The organism is Bradyrhizobium ganzhouense (assembly GCF_049949285.1).
Classification (GTDB): domain Bacteria; phylum Pseudomonadota; class Alphaproteobacteria; order Rhizobiales; family Xanthobacteraceae; genus Bradyrhizobium; species Bradyrhizobium ganzhouense.
Map to the genome: position 1 here is coordinate 7,878,620 of NZ_CP181318.1, position 23,875 is coordinate 7,902,494.

The 23,875-nt window shown below is 64.5% G+C and carries 23 protein-coding genes; 8 read left to right on the top strand and 15 right to left on the bottom strand.

From position 1 onward, the window contains the following. Positions 1-122: 122 nt before the first annotated feature. On the top strand, positions 123-1,841 hold the full coding sequence (locus ACLFLU_RS36645; RefSeq protein WP_426409520.1) for an SGNH family hydrolase: 1,719 nt from the start codon (positions 123-125) through the stop codon (positions 1,839-1,841). Between the two features lie 70 nt (positions 1,842-1,911). Here ACLFLU_RS36645 and ACLFLU_RS36650 read toward each other — a convergent pair whose 3' ends face one another. Both ACLFLU_RS36650 and ACLFLU_RS36655 read right to left on the bottom strand, forming a co-directional pair. After that, positions 1,912-2,286 carry a CsbD family protein gene (locus ACLFLU_RS36650; RefSeq protein ID WP_426409521.1) on the bottom strand — a complete coding sequence of 125 codons (375 nt, stop codon included), beginning with the start codon at positions 2,284-2,286 and terminating at the stop codon, positions 1,912-1,914. A gap of 60 nt (positions 2,287-2,346) precedes the next feature. Then, positions 2,347-3,084 carry an SDR family NAD(P)-dependent oxidoreductase gene (locus ACLFLU_RS36655; protein ID WP_426409522.1) on the bottom strand — a complete coding sequence of 246 codons (738 nt, stop codon included), beginning with the start codon at positions 3,082-3,084 and terminating at the stop codon, positions 2,347-2,349. Positions 3,085-3,182: 98 nt separating this feature from the next. Between ACLFLU_RS36655 and ACLFLU_RS36660 the strand changes: the two genes are divergently transcribed. Continuing rightward, positions 3,183-3,962, top strand: coding sequence for an SDR family NAD(P)-dependent oxidoreductase (locus ACLFLU_RS36660; protein ID WP_426409523.1), 780 nt, complete (start codon positions 3,183-3,185; stop codon positions 3,960-3,962). Positions 3,963-4,152: 190 nt separating this feature from the next. Next, positions 4,153-5,040, top strand: coding sequence for a TauD/TfdA dioxygenase family protein (locus ACLFLU_RS36665; protein WP_426409524.1), 888 nt, complete (start codon positions 4,153-4,155; stop codon positions 5,038-5,040). A 70-nt stretch (positions 5,041-5,110) separates the two neighbouring features. Here ACLFLU_RS36665 and ACLFLU_RS36670 read toward each other — a convergent pair whose 3' ends face one another. Next, complete coding sequence (locus ACLFLU_RS36670) at positions 5,111-5,755, bottom strand: YqgE/AlgH family protein (protein WP_426409525.1); 645 nt, start codon at positions 5,753-5,755, stop codon at positions 5,111-5,113. Positions 5,756-5,897: 142 nt separating this feature from the next. Between ACLFLU_RS36670 and ACLFLU_RS36675 the strand changes: the two genes are divergently transcribed. The 3 genes from ACLFLU_RS36675 to ACLFLU_RS36685 all read left to right on the top strand — a co-directional run bounded on the left by ACLFLU_RS36675 (position 5,898) and on the right by ACLFLU_RS36685 (position 9,358). Continuing rightward, entirely contained in the window at positions 5,898-6,737 is an 840-nt protein-coding gene (locus tag ACLFLU_RS36675; protein WP_426409526.1) for a protein-disulfide reductase DsbD domain-containing protein, read from the top strand. Between the two features lie 232 nt (positions 6,738-6,969). Next, on the top strand, positions 6,970-8,337 hold the full coding sequence (locus ACLFLU_RS36680) for an oligosaccharide flippase family protein (RefSeq protein WP_426409527.1): 1,368 nt from the start codon (positions 6,970-6,972) through the stop codon (positions 8,335-8,337). A gap of 196 nt (positions 8,338-8,533) precedes the next feature. Next, positions 8,534-9,358, top strand: coding sequence for a sulfite exporter TauE/SafE family protein (locus ACLFLU_RS36685; protein ID WP_426409528.1), 825 nt, complete (start codon positions 8,534-8,536; stop codon positions 9,356-9,358). Between the two features lie 158 nt (positions 9,359-9,516). Here ACLFLU_RS36685 and ACLFLU_RS36690 read toward each other — a convergent pair whose 3' ends face one another. The 12 genes from ACLFLU_RS36690 to cysG form a co-directional block, all read right to left on the bottom strand. After that, entirely contained in the window at positions 9,517-10,305 is a 789-nt protein-coding gene (locus tag ACLFLU_RS36690; protein ID WP_426409529.1) for a 3-hydroxybutyrate dehydrogenase, read from the bottom strand. A 1-nt stretch (position 10,306) separates the two neighbouring features. Continuing rightward, complete coding sequence (locus ACLFLU_RS36695) at positions 10,307-11,482, bottom strand: DUF3734 domain-containing protein (RefSeq protein WP_426409530.1); 1,176 nt, start codon at positions 11,480-11,482, stop codon at positions 10,307-10,309. A gap of 78 nt (positions 11,483-11,560) precedes the next feature. Then, on the bottom strand, positions 11,561-12,064 hold the full coding sequence (locus ACLFLU_RS36700) for a CAP domain-containing protein (RefSeq protein ID WP_426409531.1): 504 nt from the start codon (positions 12,062-12,064) through the stop codon (positions 11,561-11,563). A 90-nt stretch (positions 12,065-12,154) separates the two neighbouring features. Next, positions 12,155-13,192, bottom strand: a complete 1,038-nt coding sequence (locus ACLFLU_RS36705; protein WP_426409532.1) for a sulfate/molybdate ABC transporter ATP-binding protein — start codon at positions 13,190-13,192, stop codon at positions 12,155-12,157. Continuing rightward, entirely contained in the window at positions 13,182-14,093 is a 912-nt protein-coding gene (cysW, locus tag ACLFLU_RS36710) for a sulfate ABC transporter permease subunit CysW (protein WP_426409533.1), read from the bottom strand. Before cysW ends, ACLFLU_RS36705 begins: the two co-directional genes overlap by 11 nt. A gap of 11 nt (positions 14,094-14,104) precedes the next feature. Next, a complete protein-coding gene (gene cysT / locus ACLFLU_RS36715) occupies positions 14,105-14,890 on the bottom strand; it encodes a sulfate ABC transporter permease subunit CysT (RefSeq protein WP_426414149.1) in 786 nt (261 codons plus the stop codon). A gap of 84 nt (positions 14,891-14,974) precedes the next feature. Continuing rightward, positions 14,975-15,988 (bottom strand): sulfate ABC transporter substrate-binding protein, encoded by a 1,014-nt coding sequence (locus ACLFLU_RS36720; protein ID WP_426409534.1) that lies wholly within the window; start codon positions 15,986-15,988, stop codon positions 14,975-14,977. Between the two features lie 112 nt (positions 15,989-16,100). Next, positions 16,101-16,826, bottom strand: a complete 726-nt coding sequence (locus ACLFLU_RS36725) for a phosphoadenylyl-sulfate reductase (protein WP_426409535.1) — start codon at positions 16,824-16,826, stop codon at positions 16,101-16,103. Further along, positions 16,823-17,338, bottom strand: coding sequence for a DUF934 domain-containing protein (locus tag ACLFLU_RS36730; RefSeq protein ID WP_426409536.1), 516 nt, complete (start codon positions 17,336-17,338; stop codon positions 16,823-16,825). Before ACLFLU_RS36730 ends, ACLFLU_RS36725 begins: the two co-directional genes overlap by 4 nt. Beyond that, complete coding sequence (locus tag ACLFLU_RS36735) at positions 17,325-18,980, bottom strand: nitrite/sulfite reductase (protein ID WP_426409537.1); 1,656 nt, start codon at positions 18,978-18,980, stop codon at positions 17,325-17,327. The genes ACLFLU_RS36730 and ACLFLU_RS36735 overlap by 14 nt, the downstream gene beginning before the upstream one ends. A gap of 11 nt (positions 18,981-18,991) precedes the next feature. Continuing rightward, positions 18,992-19,309, bottom strand: a complete 318-nt coding sequence (locus ACLFLU_RS36740) for a DUF2849 domain-containing protein (RefSeq protein ID WP_092216576.1) — start codon at positions 19,307-19,309, stop codon at positions 18,992-18,994. Beyond that, positions 19,306-20,730 carry a siroheme synthase CysG gene (cysG, locus tag ACLFLU_RS36745; protein ID WP_426409538.1) on the bottom strand — a complete coding sequence of 475 codons (1,425 nt, stop codon included), beginning with the start codon at positions 20,728-20,730 and terminating at the stop codon, positions 19,306-19,308. The genes ACLFLU_RS36740 and cysG overlap by 4 nt, the downstream gene beginning before the upstream one ends. Before the next feature lie 236 nt (positions 20,731-20,966). On the opposite strand from cysG, the gene cysD reads away from it, so the two are divergent. Further along, a complete protein-coding gene (gene cysD, locus ACLFLU_RS36750; protein WP_426414150.1) occupies positions 20,967-21,761 on the top strand; it encodes a sulfate adenylyltransferase subunit CysD in 795 nt (264 codons plus the stop codon). A 19-nt stretch (positions 21,762-21,780) separates the two neighbouring features. Further along, positions 21,781-23,697, top strand: coding sequence for an adenylyl-sulfate kinase (cysC, locus tag ACLFLU_RS36755; RefSeq protein WP_426409539.1), 1,917 nt, complete (start codon positions 21,781-21,783; stop codon positions 23,695-23,697). The last annotated feature ends 178 nt before the right edge of the window (positions 23,698-23,875 follow it).

Below are 23,875 nucleotides of genomic sequence, written 5' to 3' on the forward strand. Positions count from 1 at the left end.
GGATTTTGGCCGCTCACTGGTGTATCGCCCCAAGAATCTGCAAGAGAATTTGCCCGTTTGGCGCCCGATTCCGTTATTATATTGAGCCAATTCCAGACCCCGTCGCGCGCGCCCGAGATCGCATGTCGAAGCCAAAATCGTTTTTCAAGGCGCTGACCGAGACCGGCCCGTTGATCGCGCTGGGGACGGCGCTCGCGATCCTGGTCTCGATCGCGGGACCGGCTTCGGCGCAGTTCTTCAACTTCCCCGGCTTCGGCGGTCCGCCGCAGCGCCAGGCCCCGCCACCGCGAAACGGTGGAGGCGGAGGTTGGTTCGGCGGCGATTTCTTCGCGCCATTCCAGCAGCCGCAACAGCAGGCCCCGCGCCAGGATTTTTCGCGCGCGCCGTCGCCGGCCAAGCGCGAGACGATCCCCGACAAGAACGTGCTGGTGATTGGCGACGCCATGGCGGACTGGCTCGCCTACGGCCTCGAAGACGCCTACACCGAGCAGCCCGACATGGGCGTGATCCGCAAGCACAAGACCACGTCCGGCCTGATCAAGTACCAGCCGAAGGGTGAGCCCTCGGACTGGGCGGCTGCTGCGAAGGGCATCCTCGACACAGAGAAGCCGGACGTCATCGTCGTCATGCTCGGCCTCAACGACCGCATCTCGATCCGCGAAGCCGCGCCGGACAAATCCGACAAGCCGGCGGACAAGGACAAAGACAAGAAGAACGACAAGGCCGCGCGCACCAAGCCGACGGGAAAGCCGGGTGACGCCAAGCCCGGCGATGCCAAACCTGACACCGCTGCCAAGCCCGACGACAAGCCTGTCGACACCGACCTGCCGCAAGACGACGCCGATAACGCCGATACGCCGGCCGCCGCGCCCGAAAAGACCGCGCGCAATCCGAACGGCCTCTACGAATTCCGCGACGACCACTGGGTCGAGCTCTACAGCAAGAAGATCGAGGAGCTCGCCAACGTCCTCAAGGCCAAGGGCGTGCCGGTGCTCTGGGTCGGCCTGCCTGCGATCCGCGGGCAGAAGGGCACCGCCGACATGCTGTTCCTGGATTCGCTCTATCGCGAGGGCGCGGCCAAGGCCGGCATTACCTATGTCGACGTCTGGGACGGCTTTGTCGACGAAGCCGGCCGCTTCCTGCAGAAGGGTCCGGATTTCGAAGGCCAGATCCGTCAGCTGCGCAGCGGTGACGGCGTCTACTTCACCAAGCCGGGCGCGCGAAAACTCGCTCATTATGTCGAGCGCGAGATCACGCGTCTGCTGGCGGGACGCTCCGGCCCGATCGCGCTGCCGAGCGAGCCGGCGACGCCGGACACCAGCGCCGAGCCCGGCAAGCCCCCGCCACGACCGCTGGCGGGCCCGATCGTGCCGCTGGTCGCGGCCTCGATCTCGACCGATCAGTTGCTGGGTGGACCGGGCACGCGTCCCGCCGCCGTCGATGCGCTCGCCGCGAAGACGCTGGTGAAGGGCGAGCCGCTCGCCGCGCCCGCGGGCCGTGCCGACGATTATTCCTGGCCGCGCCGCGAAGTCGGTCGCGAACAGGCCAAGGGCGATACGCCGATGGCGGCAACGACGCCTGACGGGGGTGCTGCGGCTCCCGGCACGCCGGGTGCAGCCGCTGCGATCGTGGCGCCCAAGCCGCTCGCGCCGAAGAAACCAGCACCGCCGCAGCAGCCGGCACAGGCCACGCCGTCAATTCGCGATTTCTTCGGCTTCGGTTTCGGCGCGCCACAGCCAGCGCCGCGTCAACTGGCGCCGGCGCCGCGTAACCCGAATCCGAACCCAGCGATTCCGCGCCCACCCGCCAATGTCGGGCGTTCGGCGGAAGTGGTTCGGTAGTCGTTGCTCTGAATTAAACTGTCATTCCGGGGCGCGCCTCTTGGCGCGAACCCGGAATGACGAGCGGCTACTAGCCGTAATAGCGCCACCGCGGGGGCGGGCGACGTGCGGGGCGCGACATCAGAAGCGCGAGCGCGAAGCCGATGCCGCCGGCAACCAGCAGTGCACCGAGCGGATTGTCCTGCACCTTCTTCGACAGCGCCTCCGAGCCGCCGCGAAATGTCTCGCCACTGTTGTCATAGGCATCCTTGGCGTAGTTCGTGGCGGTGTCCGCGGCGTCACGCACGGCGTCCTTGGCCTGGCCGTAGAGATTCTGCACCGTGCCGGCGGCTTCGCGCGCCTTGCCGGATGCCTGTGTCTGCGCATCGCCTGCGAGATCGCCGACGGCGCCTTCAGCGCGTCCAGCGAATTCCTTGGCCGATCCGACGATCCTGTCCTTGTCCATGATGCTCCTCCTCGGGGTCTGCCGGAGTAACAGACCAGGAGCAGCGCAGTTCCAATCGAGTTAGAGAATGAGCCCGCCATCAACGACCAGCGTCTGGCCGATGATGTAGGACGACAGCGGCGAGGCCAGGAACAGCGCCGCGCCCGCCATGTCGGCCGGCGTGCCCAATCGCCGTAGCGGAATGCGCGACAACGCACCTTCGAGCCGCTTGGGATTGTCGGTCGTCACCTTCGTCATCTTGGTGTCGACCAGGCCGGGCGCAATGCCGTTGACGCGGATGCCATCCTCCGCCCACGCCTCGCCCAGCGTCCGCGTCAATCCGACCGCGCCGGTCTTCGACGCATTGTAGGCGGGATTGCCCATGGTGGAGTGATAGGCCGCTGTCGACGACACAATGATCAGCGCGCCGCTGGAATCCCGCAACATGGAATGAAATCGCGTCGCGCACGCCATCAGGCTCATCAGATTGACCTCGACAACCTTGCGAAAGCCCTCCATCTCGAACTCGCCGCGGCGATAGATCACCGCGCCCTGCGCGAGCACCAGGATTTCGAGCCTATCGAAGGACGGCTTGAACGCCTCGATCGCACTGGGGTTGCTGACGTCGAGCTGCGAATAAGCAAGCCCAGTGAGATCGGAGCCCTCCTCCGCCGAATATTCCGTGGGCTCGGCACGCGTGCCGCACACCGCAACTGCTGCGCCCCTCGCGCGAAAAGCTTGCGCGATGCCGTTGCCGATACCGCTGGAACCACCGACGACAAGAACCTGCTTGCCTGAGAAATCGAGCTCGTGCGCCATCGCGGCCTCCCCTTTTGTTTTGCTTGTTTGACCTGTCTGCGGATCGATGCCAGCCTTGTCAATCTCAGAACAAGAAACAAGAGACGCGAGGAAACAGCATGTCCGAATTCAGAGAGCTCAGCCGCTCCGTGAAAGGCCTGACCGTTCTCGTCACCGGCGCGGCCAGCGGCATGGGGCGCGCCACCGCGCGCGTGTTCGCGTCTGAAGGCGCGAACGTCGCCGTCACCGATTATGACGAGCAAGGCGCGCAGACGGTCGCGAAGGAGATCGCGGCGAGCGGTGGTTCGGCGAAGGCCTGGAAGCTCGATGTCGCCGACGGCGGCGAGATCAAGCGCGTGGTCAGTGACGTCGCGGCGCATTTCGGCGGGCTCGATATCGTCGTCAACAACGCCGGCATCTCCGTACGCGTCGCGATCGACGATGAGGCTTACGAAGACGCCTGGGCCAAGGGCATCGCGGTGATGCTGACGGCGCATCCGCGCATCATCCGCGCCGCCTTGCCGCATCTGCGCAAGTCGAAGAGCCCGCGCATCGTCAACATCGCGTCCACCGAGGCACTCGGCGCCACCGCATTGCACAGTCCCTATTCGGCCGCGAAGGGCGGCGTCGCCAGCCTCACCCGCTCGCTCGCGGTCGAGCTCGGCCGTGAGGGCATCACTGTCAACTGCATCTGTCCGGGCCCGATCCGCACCGCCATCACCGACCGCATCTCCGAGGAGCACAAGACCATCTACGCCAAGCGCCGTACCGCGCTCGGCCGCTACGGCGATCCCGAGGAGGTCGCGCATATGACGCTGAGCCTGTGCCTGCCGGCGGCGTCTTTCCTCACCGGTGCAGTGATCCCGGTCGACGGCGGGTTGATGGCGCGCAACGCGTGAAGGCGTAGCCCGGATGGAGCGCAGCGTAATCCGGGAAGGTCTTTCCGCGGGGTGAAAACCCCGGATTACGCTTCGCTCCATCCGGGCTACGGGCTGCCATGCGTGGCCAGCGTTGACAACCACGAGTGCGGGAGTAGCTTTTTCACCGACAGAGCGGGACCAACTGCTCGCGGTTCGCGGGAGAGACGCCATGACGATCGCCATCCGGCAGCTTCAGAAGCATTTTGTCGGCGAGGTTTCCGGCCTCGACCTGCGAAAGCCTCTCACGCCGGATGAGGCCCGCGAGGTCGAGGCCGCCATGGACAAATATGCGGTACTCGTCTTCCACGACCAGGACATCACCGACGAACAGCAGATGGCCTTTGCGCTGAATTTCGGTCAGCGCGAGGATGCACGCGGCGGCACCGTGACCAAGGAAAAGGACTACCGTCTCCAGTCCGGCCTCAACGACGTCTCCAATCTCGGCAAGGACGGCAAGCCGCTCGCAAAAGACAGCCGCGCGCACCTGTTCAATCTCGGCAACTGCCTGTGGCATTCCGACAGCTCGTTCCGCCCCATTCCGGCAAAATTCTCGCTGCTGTCGGCGCGCGTGGTGAACCCGAAGGGCGGCAACACCGAATTCGCCGATATGCGCGCGGCCTATGACGCGCTCGACGACGAGACCAAGGCCGAGATCGACGATCTCGTCTGCGAGCACTCGCTGATGTATTCGCGCGGATCGCTCGGCTTCACCGAATACACCGACGACGAGAAGGTGATGTTCAAGCCGGTGCTGCAGCGGCTGGTGCGGACGCATCCGGTGCATCGCCGCAAGTCGCTCTATCTCTCATCGCATGCCGGCAAGGTGGTGAGCATGAGCCTGCCGGAGGGACGGTTGTTGCTGCGCGACCTCAACGAGCACGCGACCAACGCAGAATTCGTCTACGTCCACAAATGGAAGCTGCATGATCTCGTGATGTGGGACAACCGCCAGACCATGCACCGCGTCCGCCGCTACGATCAGTCGCAGCCGCGCGACATGCGGAGGGCGACGGTGGCGGGGACCGAGCCGACGGTGCAGCAGCAGGCTGCGGAGTAGGCCTTCACACACCGCTGTCGTCCCGGACAAGCGAAGCACAGATCCGGGACGACACAGCGACGACAAAGCGCTACGCGTGTCCCGCCTCGTTCGAGAGCATCCCGGGATCGATGCCGATCTTGCGCAGCGCCCGCCCGTATTTCTCGTCGACGTCGTCGCCGAAGATCAGATCCGCATCCGCGTCGCAGTGCAGCCAGCCATTGCTCTGGATCTCGGTCTCGAGCTGACCCGGGGCCCAGCCAGCGTAGCCGAGCGCGAGGATGGCGTGCTTGGGGCCGGAGCCGTTGGCGATCGCGCGCAGGATGTCGACGGTCGCGGTGAGGCAGACGCCCTCGTCGATCCGCAGTGTCGCGTGCTCGATGTAGAAGTCGCTGGAATGCAGCACGAAGCCGCGGCCGGTGTCGACCGGGCCGCCAGCCAGCACCTTCATGCTTTCGGCATTTTGCGGCAGCTTGATGTGCTCGCCCTTCTTGACGATGCCGAGCTGCTCCAAAAGCTCCGGGAAATCGATGCTGCCGGCCGGATGATTGACGATGATACCCATCGCGCCCTCGGCCGAATGCGCACAAAGATAAATCACCGAGCGCTCGAAGCGGGAGTCGCCCATGACAGGCATCGCGATCAGGAGCCGGCCGTCGAGATAGCCGGCCGAATTGGGGAGCCCAGCGCCTGCGCTGCGGGTGCTTTCGCCCGTCCTTTTGCCTGGGGGAGCCATGGATGAAGCACTCCGGTTTCAATTCCTATCCTGATGTCGGGCCGCCCTGCTGTCAAATCAAGGCTTGCAGAGACTTGAATCCAGTGCATCCATCACAAGCAATTCAATGGTTTGCCTAGGGCCGACCCTGTAAAGACGTGACATGCTGACAAGAGTTCCCCTGCATGCGGCGATTGGCGTCGCGACAACCTTGCTTGCGTCGTCGCTGGCGATCGGTGCCCATGCCGACGATGCATCACTGTGGCAGCGCGACATGCATTCCGCGGTGCGGTTGCTCGCGGGATCGCGCAGTGGCGCGGTGCTGCTCGGCGGTATCGCTTTCCAGCTCCAGCCCGGCTGGAAGACCTACTGGCGCATGCCGGGCGATTCCGGCGTCCCGCCGCGGTTCGACTTCTCCAAGTCTGACAATGTCGAAGCGGTGACCGTAATGTGGCCGGCGCCACTGAAATTCGACGACGGCGCGGGCGGTCATTCGATCGGCTATCACGACCAGATCGTGCTGCCCTTGCGTATCGTCGCCAAGGCCGCCGACAAGCCGGTGACACTGCGCGCCGAGATCAATTACGCCGTCTGCGAAAAGCTCTGCGTTCCCGTCGAGGCCAATGTCGAACTCGGCTTCAATAACGTCGCCTCGACCGAAGATGCCAATCTGCGCGCGGCGCTCGACACCGTGCCGAAGCCCGCCACGATCGGCGATCCCAATCCGCTGACCATCCGTGACGTCAAGCGCGACGGACCCAAGAAAGTCGTGGTCGACGTTGTTGGGCCCGCTGACAGCAAGGTCAATCTGTTCGTGGAAGGGCCGACGCCCGAGTGGTCGTTGCCCATTCCTGATCCGGTCGAGCACGGCCCGCCCGGCGTGAAGCGATTTTCCTTCGAGCTCGACGGCTTGCCGCCAGGCGTCAAGCCCGACGGCGCAGCGCTGAAGTTCACGCTGGTGGGGCCGGAGAAATCGTACGAGTTCAATACGAATTTGGAGTGACTTCTCTTGTCGTCCCGGCGAAGGCCGGGACCCATAGCCACAGGGAGAAGTTTGACGAAGGTTGGTCGTTCGGGATTATCACCGCGCACCCTCGATAGATCACGCGGTATGGGTCCCGGCCTTCGCCGGTACGACGTTGAAGCACCCAACCGAATCTTAACGAATGGTTGCTAATCCCGGGGATCACCGCATCAAGCCTGCCGCAGCACGCGGGACGCCTGGGGATCTCGACGTGGCCGTGATGGATGCAGAACCCGCAACGACCGGACCGGCCGGGCTGATCGCGCGGTTGCGCGCCAAGCTTTCGGGCGGATCGAGCGAAGCGTCGCTGACGCGGCGGCTGGCCGGCACCATCTTCATCATCCGCGTCATCAGCGCGGGCGTTGCCTATTTCTCGCAGATCCTGCTCGCGCGCTGGATGGGGACGTCCGACTACGGCATCTATGTCTACGTCTGGACCTGGGTGCTGCTGCTCGGCAGCATGATGGATTTTGGCATCTCGGCCTCCGCGCAAAAAATCATTCCGGAATATCGCGCCAGCGGCGACCATGCGCTGCTGCGCGGCTTTCTTTCCGGCAGTCGCTGGCTCACCTTCGCGGTGTCCACGCTCGTCTCACTCGGCCTTGCCGGCATCGTCAAGCTGCTGTCGCCCTGGATCGATCCGGCCGAGGAGCTGCCACTCTATATCGGCTGCATGACGCTGCCGGCCTTCGTCGTCGCCAACACCCAGGACGGCATTGCGCGCTCGCATGACTGGATGCAGCTTGGGTTGATGCCGCAATTCATCATCCGCCAGGCGCTGATCATCGGCATCACGGCGGGCGCCTTCCTGCTCGGCTACCATCTCGGCGCGGTCGCCGCGATGGTGGCGAGCGCCGGCGCGGTGTGGATCGCGATGACCGGGCAGATGGTGGTGCTGAACCGCAAGCTCGCCGAGCACATCACACCCGGCCCCAAAGCCTATGACGTCAGTGGCTGGCTCGCAGTCTCGCTGCCGATCCTGCTGGTCGAAAGTTTTTACCTGCTCCTGTCCTACACCGACGTGCTGGTGCTGCAGCAGTTCCGCCCCTCAGACGAAGTCGGCGTGTACTTCGCGGTGGTGAAGACGCTGGCGCTGGTGTCTTTCATCCACTACGCGATGTCGGCAACGACGGCGCATCGCTTTGCCGAATACAACGCGCTCGGCGACAAGGCGCGGCTGTCGGCCTATGTCGCGCACGCGATCAACTGGACGTTCTGGCCGTCGCTGGCCGCGACCGCCGTGCTGCTCGCGCTGGGCAAGCCGCTGCTCTGGCTGTTCGGGCCGCAATTCGTGGTCGGCTACGACATCATGTTCGTCGCCGCGATCGGTCTCGTGGTGCGCGCCGCGATCGGGCCGGTGGAGCGCCTGCTCAACATGCTGGGCCAGCAGAAGATCTGCGCGCTGGCCTATGCGCTCGCCTTCGTGATGAACGTCGTGCTCTGCATCGCGCTGGTGCCGCGCTTCGGCGGCCACGGCGCCGCGGCCGCGACCTCGATCTCGCTCACCTTCGAGACAGTGCTGCTGTTCTGGATCGTGCGGCAGCGACTGGGATTGCACGTGCTGGCGTTTGGTCGATAGGTACGACGCGCCCGTACCTGCCCCGCCCCTCGGGGAACGACTATTTCGCAACGCGCCCAAGGACGAGGCGAAACATCTGCCTATTTCCGGTTCGGAGCACAATTTTTCTTATTACACCCAAGAGGTTGCACGCCAGGGGAAATTTATTCTACGTCTTATTGCCCAACTGACGAGATAAACCTAGATTTCCCGAACCATGATTGATCCGCTTTACGTCGCCTCGGGATTCGGCGTCGGCCTGCTTGTCGGACTGACCGGCGTAGGGGGCGGCTCATTGATGACGCCGCTCCTGATCCTGCTGTTCGGCATCCACCCGACCACCGCCGTCGGCACCGACCTGCTCTATGCCGCCGCCACCAAGACCGGAGGCAGCGTGGTCCACGGCTGGTCGCGCAGCGTGCACTGGCCGGCGGTGCTGCGGCTTGCCTGCGGCAGCATTCCGGCGAGCGCGCTGACGCTGCTGGTGCTGTGGAAGCTCGATCTCAGAGGCGATGTCGAGCGCAACCTCGTCAACCTGGTGCTGTGCTTCGCGCTGATCCTGACTGCGACATCGCTGATCTTCCGCAAGTCGATCATGGAGCGCTATCGCCGGCGCATGGCGCAGATCAGCGAGCGCACCACGGTGATTGCGACCGTCGTCACCGGAGTCGTGCTCGGCGTGCTGGTCTCGATTTCGTCGGTCGGTGCCGGCGCGGTCGGCGTGACCGTCCTGCTGCTGCTCTACCCGCGCCTGCCGATGGCAACCATTGTCGGCTCCGACATCGCGCACGCGGTGCCGCTGACGCTGGTGGCCGGCATCGGACACTGGATGCTCGGTTCGGTCGATTGGGCCCTGATGGGTGTGCTGCTGCTGGGCTCGCTGCCCGGCATCGTCCTCGGCAGCTACAGCGCGACGCGCGTGCCGGAGACGGTGCTGCGCGTGGCGCTCGCCAGCGTCCTCGTCGTGGTCGCCGGCAAGATCATGTTCGCGGAGCTGAACCTGCAATCCGCGATCGTGACGGCGCTGGCCTGGAGCCATTGACCGGGGAGCGGCCGCCTCGTTCTGACTGTCATCGCCCGCGAAGGCGGGCGATCCAGTATTCCAGAGACAGCATTGATAGAATCGAGACGCCGCGGCGTACTGGATGCCCCGCCCCAGTGCGCAAGTGCGCACAAGGCGGGGCATGACAGAGTGTGGAATTACTCCGCGGTCCAGCCGCCGTCGATCGACAGGTTCGTACCCGTGATCTGGGCTGCATCGTCGCTGCACAGGAACAGCGCGAGTGCTGCAACCTGCTCGGACGTCACGAACTCCTTGGTCGGCTGCGCGTCGAGCAGCACGTCGTTGATGACTTGCTCGCGGGTGAGGTTGCGGGCCTTCATCGTATCGGGGATCTGCTTCTCGACCAGCGGCGTCCAGACATAGCCGGGGCTGATGCAGTTGCAGGTGATCTTGCTGGTCGCGACTTCGAGCGCCACGGTCTTGGTCAGGCCGGCGATGCCGTGCTTGGCCGACACATAGGCCGACTTGAAGGGCGAGGCGACCAGCGAGTGCGCCGACGCGGTGTTGATGATCCGGCCCCAGCCCTTCTTCTTCATGCCGGGGACAGCGGCGCGAATGGCGTGGAAGGCCGAGGACAGGTTGATCGCGATGATCTGGTCCCACTTCTCCGGCGGGAATTCCTCGATCGGCGAAACGAACTGGATGCCGGCATTGTTGACGAGGATATCGACTGAACCGAACGACTTCTCACCCAGCGCGATCATCCCGGCGATCTCGGCCGGCTTGGTCATGTCGGCGGGCGAGTAGACCGCCTTCACGCCGAAATCGGACTCGATCTTGGCGCGCTCCTTCTCGATGTCCTCCGGCGAGCCGAACCCGTTGATGACGACATTGGCGCCGGCAGCCGCGAAGGCGCGCGCATAGGCGAGCCCGATGCCGCTGGTCGAACCGGTCACGACGGCGTTTTTGCCTGACAGAGTACCCATATCATTCGCTCCTTTTTGGCGGGGGCGCGGTGACGTCCCCCGTGAGATCGTAAGTCACCATGGTCTCGCCGGACTGCGGCTTGTCGAGCCAGTCCTTGTGGCGCATCGACAGATGCACGTCGCGCACGCCGCTTTCCCAGTGCTCGACCATCGCGACATGCGAGAAGTCATAGTCCTTGGACGAGGATTCGTAGTTCTTGCTGCGATAGATCAGGTGCACCACGGTGACGGTGCTTTCGCGCGCGGCCTTGGCGAGGTATTCGACGGACGGATCGTTCTTCAGGTAATCCGGCAATTTGGTGATGAGGTCGCGCACCGCCCTGCGGGCGTTGTGGATCTGCCTGTTCTTGTCGGTGTTCATGCGCGTACGGCTGGAAAAGCGGATGTCCTTCTCGCGCTCGGCTGCCTCGAGCAGCGAGTTCGGCAAATCGCCGCGCGCGCTGAACAGGTCGACCTGGAAGATCAGGAGGTCGCGATCGAGCTCCGCATCCAGCACGTAGTCGAGCGGCGTGTTGGAGGCGATGCCGCCATCCCAGTAATGCTCGCCGTCGATGATCACGGATGGAAAGCCGGGCGGCAGCGCGCCGGAGGCCATGATATGCTCCGGGCCGATCTTCTTGCCGAGTTTCTTGAACTCGTAATTGTCGAAATATTTGAAATTGCCCGAGGTGACGCTGACGGCGCCGACCGACAGGCGCGTCTTGAGGTCATTGATGCGGTCGAAATCGACCAGCCGCTCCAGCGTCTTCTTCAGCGGCGCGGTGTCGTAGTAGCTTTCCGCCTCGGGATGGCCCGGCGGCCACATCGGCGCGGGCGGGACGCGCGGCACGAAGAAGCCCGGCACGCCGAACGTCGCGATCAGCGCGGCGCTGGTGGAGTTGAACAGCTCGCGGCTGTGATCGCTCTTGCCGATCGGCTTCCACGGCACAGGAGCCGAGACCATCTCCCAGAATTCCTTGAGCCGCTTGACCCGGGTGTGGCCTTCATTGCCGGCGATGATGGCAGCGTTGACCGCGCCGATCGAGATGCCGGCGACCCATTCCGGCTCGAAGCCATAACCGCACAGGGCTTGATAGCCCCCGGCCTGATAGGAGCCGAGCGCGCCGCCGCCCTGTAGCACCAGGACGCGTTGCGCATTCGCAGGGACACTGGCGGCTTCGGGACTGTGATCTGTCATGTGGGAACAATAGCAGATGGCGAGCGACCGTGGCGACAGTTCACCGCGGCGTCAATGCATCCTGGGATCAAGTCTGGCTTATCGGGGGTCCGTCGACGCCAGGATCATGGTCCAGAACACCTTGTATTTGGTGCCTGGAGCATAGCTGGCCGCTATGCCCAATTTTGTGACACCGCCCTTGAGCATATTGGCGCGGTGCGGAGGCGAGTCGCGCCAGCCGGAAAACGCTTCCGCCAGCGTATGATAGCCGGCCGAGATGTTCTCGACCGCCACGGTGGCCGGATAGCTGCCAGCGGCAAGGCGTTTGGCCAGCGGCGCGCGGACGTCATGGTCCATCTTGTTGGCGGCAGCCATGGCATTGGACTGGGATTCGGCGAGCCGCATCAGATCGGGGTCGACGACGACGGTGCCCAGACCGTTGTTCTGGCGGTACTGCGAGATCATGATCGCGGCCGCCGGGGCATCGAGCTTGGTGCCCGGGACCGACATGTCGGCATACATCGACGGCTGCTGGACCGGCGCTTCGTTGCCGGCGCAGCCGGCGAGAAGCAAAGTAATGAGAATTGCGGCCGCAGCGCGCATGAATCGAGGCCCCCAGAGGAAGGGCCGTTGTTGCATACCAACCGTGGCTGAAAGGTGAATTTTGAGGAAAATTCGCCCCGTTAAGGTGCCTCAGGCGCTCGCAAATATGCGGTAGCGGCGGGGCTCGAGGCCGATCGTGTCGCCGGCGCGCAGTTCCCTATCGCGGGGGGCGTCGATCTCGATGGTCTCGCCGCCGGACAATGCGACCTCGGCCCGCTGCACGGGGCCGAAATTCCGGACGTGCTGCACGGCGCCTTCGAAGGCACCCGAACCGGGCGGGCCGACCAGCATGTCGTGTCGCCGTACGAACAGTTTTGACGCGCCAGGCGCAAGCCCGTCTGCCGCAAGCCGCAGCGGCCTGTCGCCGAGCCTGATGACGCCGCCCTCGACCTGGACCGGCAGCTCGATGGATTCACCGATGAAGCCGTGCACAAAGGCGGTCGCCGGCGTCTCGTAGACGTCCTCGGGCGAGCCGATTTGCTCGATCCTGCCCTTGTCCATCACCACGACACGGTTGGCGACTTCGAGCGCCTCTTCCTGATCGTGGGTGACGAAGATCGAGGTGACGTTGATCTCGTGATGCAGCGAGCGCAGCCATTTGCGCAGTTCTTTGCGCACCTTCGCATCGAGCGCACCGAAGGGCTCGTCGAGCAGGAGGATGCGCGGCTCGATCGCGAGCGCACGCGCGAGCGCGATGCGCTGGCGCTGGCCGCCGGAGAGCTGGCTCGGATAGCGGTCGGCAAGCCAGTCGAGCTGCACGAGATCGAGCAGTTCCTTGACCCGGGCGCGGATCGTCGCCTCGTCCTTGCGGACCGCGCGCGGCTGCACGCGCAGGCCGAAGGCAACGTTCTCGAACACGCTCATGTGGCGGAACAGCGCGTAGTGCTGGAACACGAAGCCGACATGGCGTTCGCGCGCGCCCTGCGCCAGCGCATCCTCGCCGTTGAAGGCGACGGCGCCCGAGTCAGGCCAGTCGAGGCCGGCGATGATCCGCAGCAGCGTGGTCTTGCCGGAGCCGGAGGGGCCGAGCAGCGCGAGCAGCTCGCCGTCATTGACCTTGAGGTCGACGCCGTCGAGCGCTGCAAAGCTGCCGAACCTCTTGACGAGATTTCTGACTTCAATGGTCACGGCTGTCGTGTCCTTCGTCGAGATGACGTTCGAGAATGGTCTTGGCGATCAGCGTGATCAGCGCCAGCATCGCCAGCAGCGAGGCAATCGCAAACGCGGCGACGAACTGGTACTCGTTGTAGAGAATCTCCACCAGCAGCGGCATGGTGTTGGTCTCGCCGCGGATGTGGCCGGAGACGACGGAGACGGCGCCGAACTCGCCCATCGCGCGCGCGTTGCAGAGCAGGACGCCATAGAGCACGCCCCATTTGATGTTGGGCAGCGTGACGCGGAAGAAGGTCTGCAGGCCGGAGGCGCCGAGCGAGATCGCGGCCTCTTCTTCTTGTGTGCCCTGCTCCTGCATCAATGGAATCAGCGCCCGTGCCACGAACGGGAAGGTCACGAAGGTGGTGGCGAGCGCGATGCCAGGCACCGCGAACAGGATCTGGATATCGTGATCCCTCAGCCAACCGCCGAAATAACCCTGCGCGCCGAACAACAGCACGAAGACGAGGCCCGAGATCACTGGGCTGACCGAGAATGGCAAATCGATCAGCGTGATCAGGAAGGTTTTTCCGCTAAACTCGAACTTGGCGATCGCCCAGGCGGCGATGAGGCCGAACACGAGATTGAGGCCGACCGAGATCGCCGCGACCAGCAGCGTCAGCTTGATCGCAGCCAGTGCCTCCGGCTCGGCGAGCGCGTCGAAATAGGCCAGAATGCCCTTCGAGAAGGCCTGCGCGAACACCAGCACCAGCGGCAGCACGACGAAGACGGAGAGGAACAATATCGCCAGCGCGATGATTGCGATGCGCACCGCCTTTGGCTCGGCGCGGAGATTGTTGCGCGTGGCGGCGGCGTGCGCGCGCGACTTCGCCTCGGGCGAGGACAGCGACACGGAGTCGGCGATCTGCATCGTCATCGCATCCCGCCCTAGTGCACCGGGATCCGGTTCTGCGCCCAGCGCTGCAACCGGTTGACCGCGAAGATGATGACGAAGGAGACGACGAGCATGACGACGGCGATCGCGGTCGCGTCGGCGTAGCGGAATTCGGACAGGCGGATCACGATCAAGAGCGGCGCGATCTCGGAGACATTGGGCAGATTGCCGGCGATGAAGATCACCGAGCCGTATTCGCCGACCGCGCGCGCAAAGGCGAGCGCGAGCCCGGTGAGCAGCGCCGGCGCGAGCGAGGGCAGGATCACGCGAATGATGGTCTGCCAGCGGCTGGCCCCTAAGCTGCCCGCGGCCTCCTCGATCTCGGGGTCGAGATCCTGCAGCACCGGCTGCACGGTGCGCACCACGAAGGGAATGCCGATGAAGATCATGGCGACGAAGATGCCGAGCGGCGTGAACGCCACCTTGATGCCGAGCGCGGCAAGCGGCGCCCCCAGCCAGCCCTTCTCGGCAAACAGCGAGGTCAGCGCGACGCCGGCCACCGCCGTCGGCAATGCGAACGGAACATCGACGATGGCGTCGAACAGCCGCCGTCCGGGGAAGCGGTAGCGCACCAGCGCCCAGACGATGATGCTGCCCATCACGAGATTGACGCAGGCCGCCGCAAAGGCGAGTCCAAATGAGACGCGGAGCGCGTTCAGGGTACGGCGGCTCGAGAGGATGTTCCAGAATTGCTCGGGGCTAAGCTCGAGCGATTTCAGGAACAGCCCGGCGAACGGAAGCAGGATGATGACGGACAGCCATGTCAGCGTCAGTCCCATCGTGAGACCGAAGCCCGGCAATGTCCGGCGTCGTGCTGCGATTGCGCTCACCAGGCCCCCTATTCCCCCTCCGACAGCACCCGATCAGTTCTTGTAGATCTGATCGAAGACGCCGCCGTCGGCAAAATGTTCCTTCTGCGCCTTGGTCCAGCCGCCGAACACTTCGTCGATCGTGAACAGCTCGACCTTTGCGAAGGAGCTTTCATACTTCTTAGCGATCTCGGCATCGCGCGGCCGGTAGAAGTTGTGCGCGGCGATCTCCTGCCCTTCCTTGGTGTACCAGTACTGGAGGTAGGCATCGGCGACGTTGCGGGTGCCCTTCTTGTCGGCAACCTTGTCGACGATCGCGACCGGCGGCTCGGCGAGGATCGACAGCGGCGGCGCCACGATCTCGAATTTCTCCGGGCCGAATTCCTTCAGCGCGAGATAGGCCTCGTTCTCCCAGGCGAGCAGCACGTCGCCGACGCCGCGCTCGACGAAGGTCACAGTCGCGCCGCGCGCGCCGGTGTCGAGCACCGGCACCTGCTGATAGAGCTTTCCGATGAAATCCTTGGCCTTGTCGACCGAGCCGTATTTCTTCTGCGCAAAGCCCCAGGCCGCCAGATAATTCCAGCGCGCACCGCCCGACGTCTTCGGGTTCGGCGTGATCACGGCGACTCCAGGCTTAAGCAGATCGTCCCAGTCCTTGATGCCCTTCGGATTGCCCTTGCGCACCAGGAATACGATGGTCGAGGTGTAGGGTGATGAATTCTGCGGCAGGCGCTTCTGCCAATCGGCCGCGGTGAGGCCCTTGCCGGCGATGGCATCGATGTCATAGGCGAGCGCGAGCGTCACCACATCGGCCTGCAACCCGTCGATCACGCTGCGCGCCTGCGAGCCGCTGCCGCCATGCGACTGCTTGATCTCGACGCTCTTGCCGGTCTCCTTCTGATAGGCGTTCGCGAACGCCTTGTTGAATTCGACATAGAGCTCGCGCGTCGGATCGTACGACACGTTCAAGAGGTTGATATCAGCAGCGAGAGCCGCGCTTGCCAAGAATCCCGTCGTGAGAAGTCCTGCAACGAGCGGAACGATACGGCGCATCATGTCCATCTCCATTCACCTCGACGACGTCAATGTCGGCGAAGGCATGCAGGCGAAACTCATGGCGAAACGCACCCAAGTCAACGGAACCGGATTTTCTTGTTCGGAGCCGGGCAGCTCGACTGTGCTACGAAGTCTTCATCGTGTGGATGCCGCATTCTGTCTTGGCGCGGCCGCGCCAGCGACCGGCGCGCTCATCCTCGCCCTCGGTCGTTCTGCTCGTGCAAGGCATACACCCAACCGAGCGAAATCCGGACGCCGCAAGTGGATGACGCGGCAATTTGGCGCGGATGAAAATCTCCTCGAGTTCCTCGCGCGAGACGTTGGCGAACGGATTGAACTTCAACCGCGCGCCATCGTCCTCGACGACAGGAATGTCGGCGCGCAAATTGCCCTGGAAACGCTTGCGCCCGTTGAGCCAGGCCGAGAACGGCTTGAGCGCGCGAGCCAGCGGTTCGACTTTGCGGATACGGCAGCAGGCGTCGGGATCGGAGAACCAGAGGTCGCGGTCGGGATCCTCTCGCGACAGCGTCTCCTCGGCCGGCTTGATCGAGCGAACGTCCTTCAGCCCGAGCATCGCGATCAGCTGGTCACGATAGGCCAGCGTCTCCTCGAACAGCCAGCCAGTGTCGAGAAAGATCACCGGGATGGCCGGATCGACATCCGCCACCACCTTGAGCAGCGTCGCCGATTCCGTGCCGAAGGACGACAACAGTGCGAGCTTGTCGCGCCCTACCGCCTTCAACGCGGCCGAAACGACCTCCTCGGGAGACGCATCGCGCAACGCGCGATCGAGCTCCACCGCCGAAGGCAGCGTGGACACGGATGAGACCTGAGGCGCCATCGCGTTCACGTGCCGACACCTTCGGAGTGACGCAGCTGCATGCGCCGGTGAAGCGCCGTGATCCGGCCGTCGCCGGTCGGCTGGTAGAACACCGAGTAGCGCTTCGCGGTCTGCATGAAGGCTTCCGCATCCGCCTGCTTCTTGACCTCAAAGGAATCGAAGCCGGCGCGCAGCATGAACACGAACTGGTCGCGCAGGATCTGGCCCGTCGCGCGCAGTTCGCCGCGATAATTGTAACGCTCGCGCAGCAACCGCGCCTGGCTGTAGGCGCGTCCGTCGCGGAAGGTCGGGAACACCAGCGCGACGGCGGCGACCTTGCCGAGATACGGCACGAGCTCGTCGATATCGCGGTTGTTCGGCCAGATCACGCCAACCTTGCCGGCGCGCTTGAGCAACGCCTCCGCCTCGCCGACGAAGCGCTCGGCCGGCACCAGGATGTCACCGCTCTCGGGCAGCGGCGTGTCGACGGCCAGCTTGACGAAACTGTCGTCGGCGATTTTTCCGCCGTTAACGAGTGGCATAGACGCGCTCCTTGAAGGGTTCGACACCGAGGCGCTTCACCGTGTCGATGAACAGCTCATCGGGCCGCTCGCGTAGCGCGAGATAGGCCTCCACAACGTCCTCGATGACGTCGGCGACCTCGTCGAACTTGACGCCCGGGCCGATCAGATTGCCGAGCGCAGCGCCCTCATCGGCACGACCGCCGATGGTGATCTGGTAGACCTCCTCGCCGTTCTTCTCGACGCCGAGAATGCCGATATGGCCGACATGGTGGTGACCGCAGGCATTGATGCAGCCGGAGATGTTGATGTGCAGGCGGCCGATCAGATTGGCGAGCTCGTGGTTGGCGAAGCGCCGCGTCAGCTCCTGCGCGATCGGAATCGATCGCGCATTGGCCAGCGAGCAATAATCGAGACCAGGGCAGGCGATGATGTCGGTGATCAAATTGACGTTCGGCGTCGCCAAACCAAGCTTGTCGAGCGCCTTCCACAGCGCCGGCAGGTCGCGCTTGGCGACATGCGGCAGCGCCAGGTTCTGCTCGTGGCCGACGCGAATCTCCCCGAAGGAATATTTGTCGGCGAGATCGGCCAGCGCATCCATCTGCTCGGCCGTGGCATCGCCCGGAGGCGCGCCGATCGGCTTCAACGAGATCGTGACGATCGAGTAGCCCTGCACCTTGTGCGGCGAGACCGAATTCTTGCGCCACGCCTCAAAGTCGCTATCAGCCGCTGCCTGGCGCAGCTCGTCCGGCATGTGCGGCAGCTTCTCGTAGTTCGGATAGGTGAAGCGCGAGCGGATGTCCTCGACCACCTCGTCGTCGATCTGGAGCGAGGAATTGCGGATGTGCTGCCACTCCTCCTCGACCTCGCGCGAGAATTTCTCGATGCCGAGCTCGTGCACCAGGATCTTGATGCGCGCCTTGTAGATGTTATCGCGGCGGCCGTACTGATTGTAGACACGTAGGATCGCCTCGATATAGCTGAGAATATCGCGGCCATGCACGAAGTGCTTGATGGTCTTGCCGATGAACGGCGTGCGGCCAAGACCGCCCCCGACGAGCACCTCAAAGCCGGTCTCGCCCTTCTCGTTCTTGATCAGCCTCAAGCCGATGTCGTGAATCTTGATCGCGGCGCGATCATGGTCCGACGCGGTGATCGCGATCTTGAACTTGCGCGGCAGGAACGAGAATTCCGGATGCAGCGTGGTGTGCTGACGGATCAGCTCCGACCAGATGCGCGGGTCCTCGATCTCACCGGGCGCGACGCCGGCCCACTGGTCCGAGGTGACGTTGCGCATGTTGTTGCCGGAGGTCTGCATCGCATGGATGCCGACCTCGGCGAGATCGGCGAGCGCATCCGGAAGCTCGGCGAGCTTGATCCAGTTGAACTGGATGTTCTGCCGCGTGGTGAAGTGGCCGTAGCCGCGGTCGTATTTGCGCGCGACATGGGCGAGCGCGCGCAACTGGTTCGACGCCAGCGTTCCGTAGGGAATCGCGACGCGGAACATATAGGCGTGCAGTTGCAGGTAGACGCCGTTCTGAAGGCGCAGGATCTTGAATTCGTCCTCGGTGAGCTCGCCCGAGAGGCGGCGCTTCACCTGGTCGCGGAACTCCGAGACGCGCTCGTTGACGAGCGTGCGGTCGATTTCATCGTAAGCATACATCAGAGAGTGCCTTAAGCCTGGGCCGACGACCCGATGGTCACGCCGGTGCGGCGGATCTGTTCGCGCAGATTGCCGGGTTCGATCTTGCCGTCGGCGCCGACCTGCACCGGGGCGATATAGGGACCGATCGCGCCGACGTCATCGGCGACCGACTCCGCAAGCAACGCTTTCGCTTCATCCGAGTTGCGCACGATCGCTGCTTCCGACAGGTCCGCGGACCAGCTCTTGGCGGCAGTGCGATACACCACAATGCCGTCCCAGGTGCGGTTGGCGGTCACGACCGAAGGGCCGGCGATTTTGATCTTCTTCTGTTCAAGCGGGGAGGTCATTCGGCTGCATCCAATAGGTCAGAGATGATTTGCTTTGGAGTTTGACGGCGAAGCGACCCGGCATGCCGGACCACGTCGCCGATGATGAGAATGGCGGGACCGCCATTGGTCCGGCGCACCAGCTCGGGCAGGTCGCGCAGCGTGCCGATCGCGCCTCGCGCATCGGGCCGCGTGACGCGGGCGAACACGCCGACCGGCGTCTCCGGCGAACGGCCGGCGGCGAACAGGCCGGCGCGGATCGCGGGCGCAGCGGTCATGCCCATGTAGACCACGACGGTCATCCTGGTGTCGGTCATCGTGGACCAGTCCACGGTTTCAGCATCGCGCGCCTTATGCGCGGTGAGGAACGTGATGCGGGTCGCTTCGTGGCGGTAGGTCAGCGGCACCTCGAAATCGGCAGCGCCGCCGAGGCCGGCAGTGATGCCGGGAATGATCGAATAGGCGACACCGGCCGCCCGCAGCGCTTCGACTTCCTCGCCGCCGCGGCCGAATACGAAGGGATCGCCGCCCTTCAGCCGCACCACGCGTTGGCCAGCTTGCGCGGCCTCGATCATACGCTTGTTGATGGCATCCTGGCCGATACCGGGCTTGCCGACGCGGCGGCCAACCGGAACGCGCGTGGTGTCACGGCGGATACGGTCGAGAGTCTCCGGAGAGACCAGCTCGTCGTGGAAGACGATGTCGGCATCCTGCAACGCGCGCAGCGCCTTGATGGTGAGAAGATCGGGATCACCGGGACCGGCGCCGACGAGCGCGACTGAGCCTTCCGGCTTGTCGGCGCGCGCGAAATCGGACGGATCGGAGATCGCCTTGAGCGCCGCATCGGCCTCGCCCTTGCGGCCAGCCAACACGGCGGCGCCGATCGGGCCGTCGATGACGCGCTCCCAGAAGCGGCGGCGCAGCGGAAACTCGGCAATGCGCTCGTTGATGGATTTGCGGAAGCCGCCGATGAACTCGGCGAGCTCGCCGATGCGCGCGGGCAGCAGCGCCTCGATCTTCTCGCGCACGCGCCGCGCCACCACCGGTGACGTTCCGCCGGTGCCGACCGCGACCACGACATCGCCGCGATCGACGATGGCCGGGAAGATGAAGTTGGAATGCTCGAGATCGTCCATAACGTTGACCGGCAGACCGAGCGACTTCGCCCGCGCCGACATCGCCACGCCGACATCGCCCGCGCCTGCGCACACGATGGCAATGACACCCGCAAGATCAGCCGTGAGCGGATCGCCGGTCGCGATCTCGATACGCGTCACGTCATCGGAGCTCAGGCCTAGCTCATGATTGCCGTCGATCGCATGCACGCGGATGCACGCACCGGCAGCAGTGAGCACGCGCAATTTTGCGCGCAAAAGCTCACCCGCGCCGATGAGGACCACCGGGCCGGCCTTGAGATCGAGGAACACCGGCAAGAACCGCATGCGATACTCGCTTCCCCCACATCCGGGGTTGACTGGAATTATTTTCTATATATGTGTCGTTTCCAGCACGCAAAGAGAAAATTTCTTCTTCTCTTCTGCACCGCAACTATAGAATTTTCGCCTCCAAACGCAAAGTGGCAGAGATGCATCTTCTCAAGGACAATTCCGGTGCAGATGGACGGGACTCCCAGGCTCCCGTTTCCCAGCAAATTCCGGTCGAGCTGACTGGCCCGAGCATGGACCATCTCGACCAGCTGGAAGCGCAGAGCATCTACATCTTCCGCGAGGCTTTCGCCCGCCTGAAGAAGATCGCCCTGCTGTGGTCGCTCGGCAAGGACTCCAACGTGATGATCTGGCTGGCGCGCAAAGCGTTCTTTGGTCGCCTGCCGTTCCCGGCGCTTCACGTCGACACCGGCAAGAAGTTTCCGGAGATGTATCGATTCCGCGATCACTACGGGAAAGAGTGGGAGCTCGATTTGCGCGTCGAGCCCTGCCCGCCCATCGATGCCGTCGACCCAACGCTGCCGCCGGCCGCCCGTTCCGCCGCGCGCAAGACCGAAGGCCTCAAGATGGCGCTGGCCAAATTCGGTTTTGACGGCCTGATCGCAGGCATCCGCCGCGACGAGGAAGCCACCCGCGCCAAGGAGCGCGTGTTCTCGCCGCGCGGCCTCGAAGGCAATTGGGACGTGCGCGACCAGCCGCCGGAATTCTGGGATCATTTCAACGCATCGCCGCCGCAGGGCGCGCATTTGCGCATCCACCCGATCCTGCATTGGACCGAGGCCGACATCTGGGCCTACACCAAGCGCGAGAACATCCCGATCATCCCGCTCTATCTCGCCAAGGACGGCAAGCGCTATCGCTCGCTGGGCGATCAGGACATCACCAATCCGGTCGCGTCGACAGCAACGAACATCGACGAGATCCTGGCCGAGCTCGAGCAGACCAAGGTGCCGGAGCGCGCGGGCCGCGCGCTCGACCACGAGACCGAGGATGCCTTCGAGCGCCTGCGCGTCGGCGGCTATCTCTGATCAAGGACGCGAGCGTCGTATGAACATGATCGTCACCCCCGCTTCGCCTGCCACGCCGAACGGCACCACGCGTCCGCAGGTCCGCATCGTCATCGTCGGCCATGTCGACCACGGCAAATCGACGCTGGTCGGCCGCCTGCTGCATGAAACCGGCAGCCTGCCCGACGGCAAGCTTGAGATGCTGAAGGCCGTCAGCGCGCGGCGCGGCATGCCGTTCGAATGGTCATTCCTGCTCGATGCACTGCAGACCGAGCGCGACCAGGGCATCACCATCGACACCACGCAAATCCGCTTCCGCACCAATTCGCGGGACATCGTGCTGATCGACGCGCCCGGCCACGCCGAATTCCTGCGCAACATGATCACCGGCGCCTCGCAAGCCGACGGCGCGGTGCTGATCATCGACGCGCTCGAAGGCGTGCGCGACCAGACCCGCCGTCACGGCTATCTCCTGCATCTGCTCGGCGTGAAGCAGGTCGCTGTCGTCGTCAACAAGATGGACCGCGTCGATTTCTCGGACCTGCGCTTCAAGGAGATCAGCGACGAGATCTCCGCGCATCTCAACGGCCTCGGCATGACGCCGGCCGCAATCATTCCGATTTCCGCGCGCGACGGCGACGGGGTTGCCGAACGCACCGACCGCATCGGCTGGTACAACGGTCCGACCGTGGTCGAGGCGCTCGATCGGCTCGAGCCGGCACGGCCGCTGGAGGCACTGGCGCTGCGCCTGCCGGTGCAGGCGATCTACAAGTTCGACGATCGCCGCATCGTCGCGGGCCGCATCGAATCCGGCAGCCTGATTGCCGGCGACGAGATTGTCATCATGCCTGCCGGCAAGATCGCCAAGATTAAGACGGTCGAGAGCTGGCCGGTGACGCCGGTCGCAACGCGTCAGGGCGCGGGCCGCTCGGTCGGCATCACGCTCGACCGCGAATTGTTCATCGAGCGCGGCGACATTATCGCCCATACCGACGCCGCCCCGCGCGAGACGCGGCGGCTGCGCGCGCGCATTTTCTGGCTGCATGACAAGCCGCTCGCCAAGGGCGATCAGCTTCTGGTCCGCTGCGGGCCGAAGGAGAGCCGCGCCACCGTCGTCGCCATCGAGAAGGCGGTCGATCCCGGCGAGCTCGAGAGCCGTGAGAACAAGGCGATCGGCCGCAACCATGTCGGCGAGATCGACATTTCTCTTTCGAGCCCGATCGCTGCCGATCCCTACACCGAGAATCCGCGCACCGGCCGCCTCGTGATCGAGGTCTCCGGGCGCATCGCCGGCGGCGGCCTGGTGCTATCGGTCGATGCCGGCCAGCGCGCCGTGCCTGTTGATATCGTGCCGGTGGAATCGGCGCTGCGCGCCGACGAGCGCTCCGCGCGCTATCGCCACAACGGGGCCGTGGTCTGGCTCACCGGCTTGCCGGCCTCCGGCAAGTCGACACTGGCGAAGGCGCTGGAGCGACGGCTGTTCACCAATGGCGGCTCGCCGATCCTGCTCGACGGCGACACGGTGCGGGCCGGGCTCAACAGCGATCTCGGCTTCTCCGCAGCCGATCGCAGCGAGAACATCCGCAGGCTTGCCGAGGTCGCAACCCATCTCGCCCGCAACGGCCACATCGCCATCGTCGCCGCCGTCTCACCGGCCCGCGAGGACCGCGCCACCGCACGTCGCATCGCCGATGCCGCGTTCCGCGAGATCCATGTGGCAACGCCCGCGGACATCTGCGAGGAGCGCGATCCCAAGGGCCATTACAAGAAGGCCCGCGCCGGCGCGCTTGCCTCCTTTACGGGCATCGGCAACGACTACGAGCGGCCCGAGGCCGCCGAGCTCGTGATCGACACCTCGACACGGACGGTTGCCGAGGCCGCCGATGAGATCGAACAGATGCTGAAGACGACCGGCGTGCTGTTCGACGAAGTCGTGGACCTCGCCGCGAATATTTGAGCTGGTCGTCTTTCCAAACCTGTCGTTGCCCGGCTTGCCGTCTTCGCTAAAGCTTCGCCGGCCCAACACCGAAGGGCCCGGCGAAGCTTTGGCGTAGCCGGGACCGGGCGACCCAATATTCCAGAGACAGCGTTGGGATACGGAGAAGCTGCCGCGTACTGGATTCCCCGCCTTCGCG

What these genes read in the sequence shown, in the direction of transcription:
- cysT (WP_426414149.1), bottom strand. Translation starts at nt 14,890, where the DNA reads ATGGGACTGACGCTGACATGGCTGTCCGTCATCATCCTGCTTCCGTTC.
- ACLFLU_RS36700 (WP_426409531.1), bottom strand. Translation starts at nt 12,064, where the DNA reads ATGCGCGCTGCGGCCGCAATTCTCATTACTTTGCTTCTCGCCGGCTGC.
- ACLFLU_RS36645 (WP_426409520.1), top strand. Translation starts at nt 123, where the DNA reads ATGTCGAAGCCAAAATCGTTTTTCAAGGCGCTGACCGAGACCGGCCCG.
- ACLFLU_RS36740 (WP_092216576.1), bottom strand. Translation starts at nt 19,309, where the DNA reads ATGACCTCCCCGCTTGAACAGAAGAAGATCAAAATCGCCGGCCCTTCG.
- ACLFLU_RS36670 (WP_426409525.1), bottom strand. Translation starts at nt 5,755, where the DNA reads ATGGCTCCCCCAGGCAAAAGGACGGGCGAAAGCACCCGCAGCGCAGGC.
- ACLFLU_RS36690 (WP_426409529.1), bottom strand. Translation starts at nt 10,305, where the DNA reads ATGGGTACTCTGTCAGGCAAAAACGCCGTCGTGACCGGTTCGACCAGC.
- ACLFLU_RS36730 (WP_426409536.1), bottom strand. Translation starts at nt 17,338, where the DNA reads ATGCCACTCGTTAACGGCGGAAAAATCGCCGACGACAGTTTCGTCAAG.
- ACLFLU_RS36665 (WP_426409524.1), top strand. Translation starts at nt 4,153, where the DNA reads ATGACGATCGCCATCCGGCAGCTTCAGAAGCATTTTGTCGGCGAGGTT.
- cysD (WP_426414150.1), top strand. Translation starts at nt 20,967, where the DNA reads ATGGACCATCTCGACCAGCTGGAAGCGCAGAGCATCTACATCTTCCGC.
- cysG (WP_426409538.1), bottom strand. Translation starts at nt 20,730, where the DNA reads ATGCGGTTCTTGCCGGTGTTCCTCGATCTCAAGGCCGGCCCGGTGGTC.
- ACLFLU_RS36655 (WP_426409522.1), bottom strand. Translation starts at nt 3,084, where the DNA reads ATGGCGCACGAGCTCGATTTCTCAGGCAAGCAGGTTCTTGTCGTCGGT.
- ACLFLU_RS36660 (WP_426409523.1), top strand. Translation starts at nt 3,183, where the DNA reads ATGTCCGAATTCAGAGAGCTCAGCCGCTCCGTGAAAGGCCTGACCGTT.
- ACLFLU_RS36675 (WP_426409526.1), top strand. Translation starts at nt 5,898, where the DNA reads ATGCTGACAAGAGTTCCCCTGCATGCGGCGATTGGCGTCGCGACAACC.
- cysC (WP_426409539.1), top strand. Translation starts at nt 21,781, where the DNA reads ATGAACATGATCGTCACCCCCGCTTCGCCTGCCACGCCGAACGGCACC.
- ACLFLU_RS36685 (WP_426409528.1), top strand. Translation starts at nt 8,534, where the DNA reads ATGATTGATCCGCTTTACGTCGCCTCGGGATTCGGCGTCGGCCTGCTT.
- ACLFLU_RS36735 (WP_426409537.1), bottom strand. Translation starts at nt 18,980, where the DNA reads ATGTATGCTTACGATGAAATCGACCGCACGCTCGTCAACGAGCGCGTC.
- ACLFLU_RS36720 (WP_426409534.1), bottom strand. Translation starts at nt 15,988, where the DNA reads ATGGAGATGGACATGATGCGCCGTATCGTTCCGCTCGTTGCAGGACTT.
- cysW (WP_426409533.1), bottom strand. Translation starts at nt 14,093, where the DNA reads ATGACGATGCAGATCGCCGACTCCGTGTCGCTGTCCTCGCCCGAGGCG.
- ACLFLU_RS36650 (WP_426409521.1), bottom strand. Translation starts at nt 2,286, where the DNA reads ATGGACAAGGACAGGATCGTCGGATCGGCCAAGGAATTCGCTGGACGC.
- ACLFLU_RS36695 (WP_426409530.1), bottom strand. Translation starts at nt 11,482, where the DNA reads ATGACAGATCACAGTCCCGAAGCCGCCAGTGTCCCTGCGAATGCGCAA.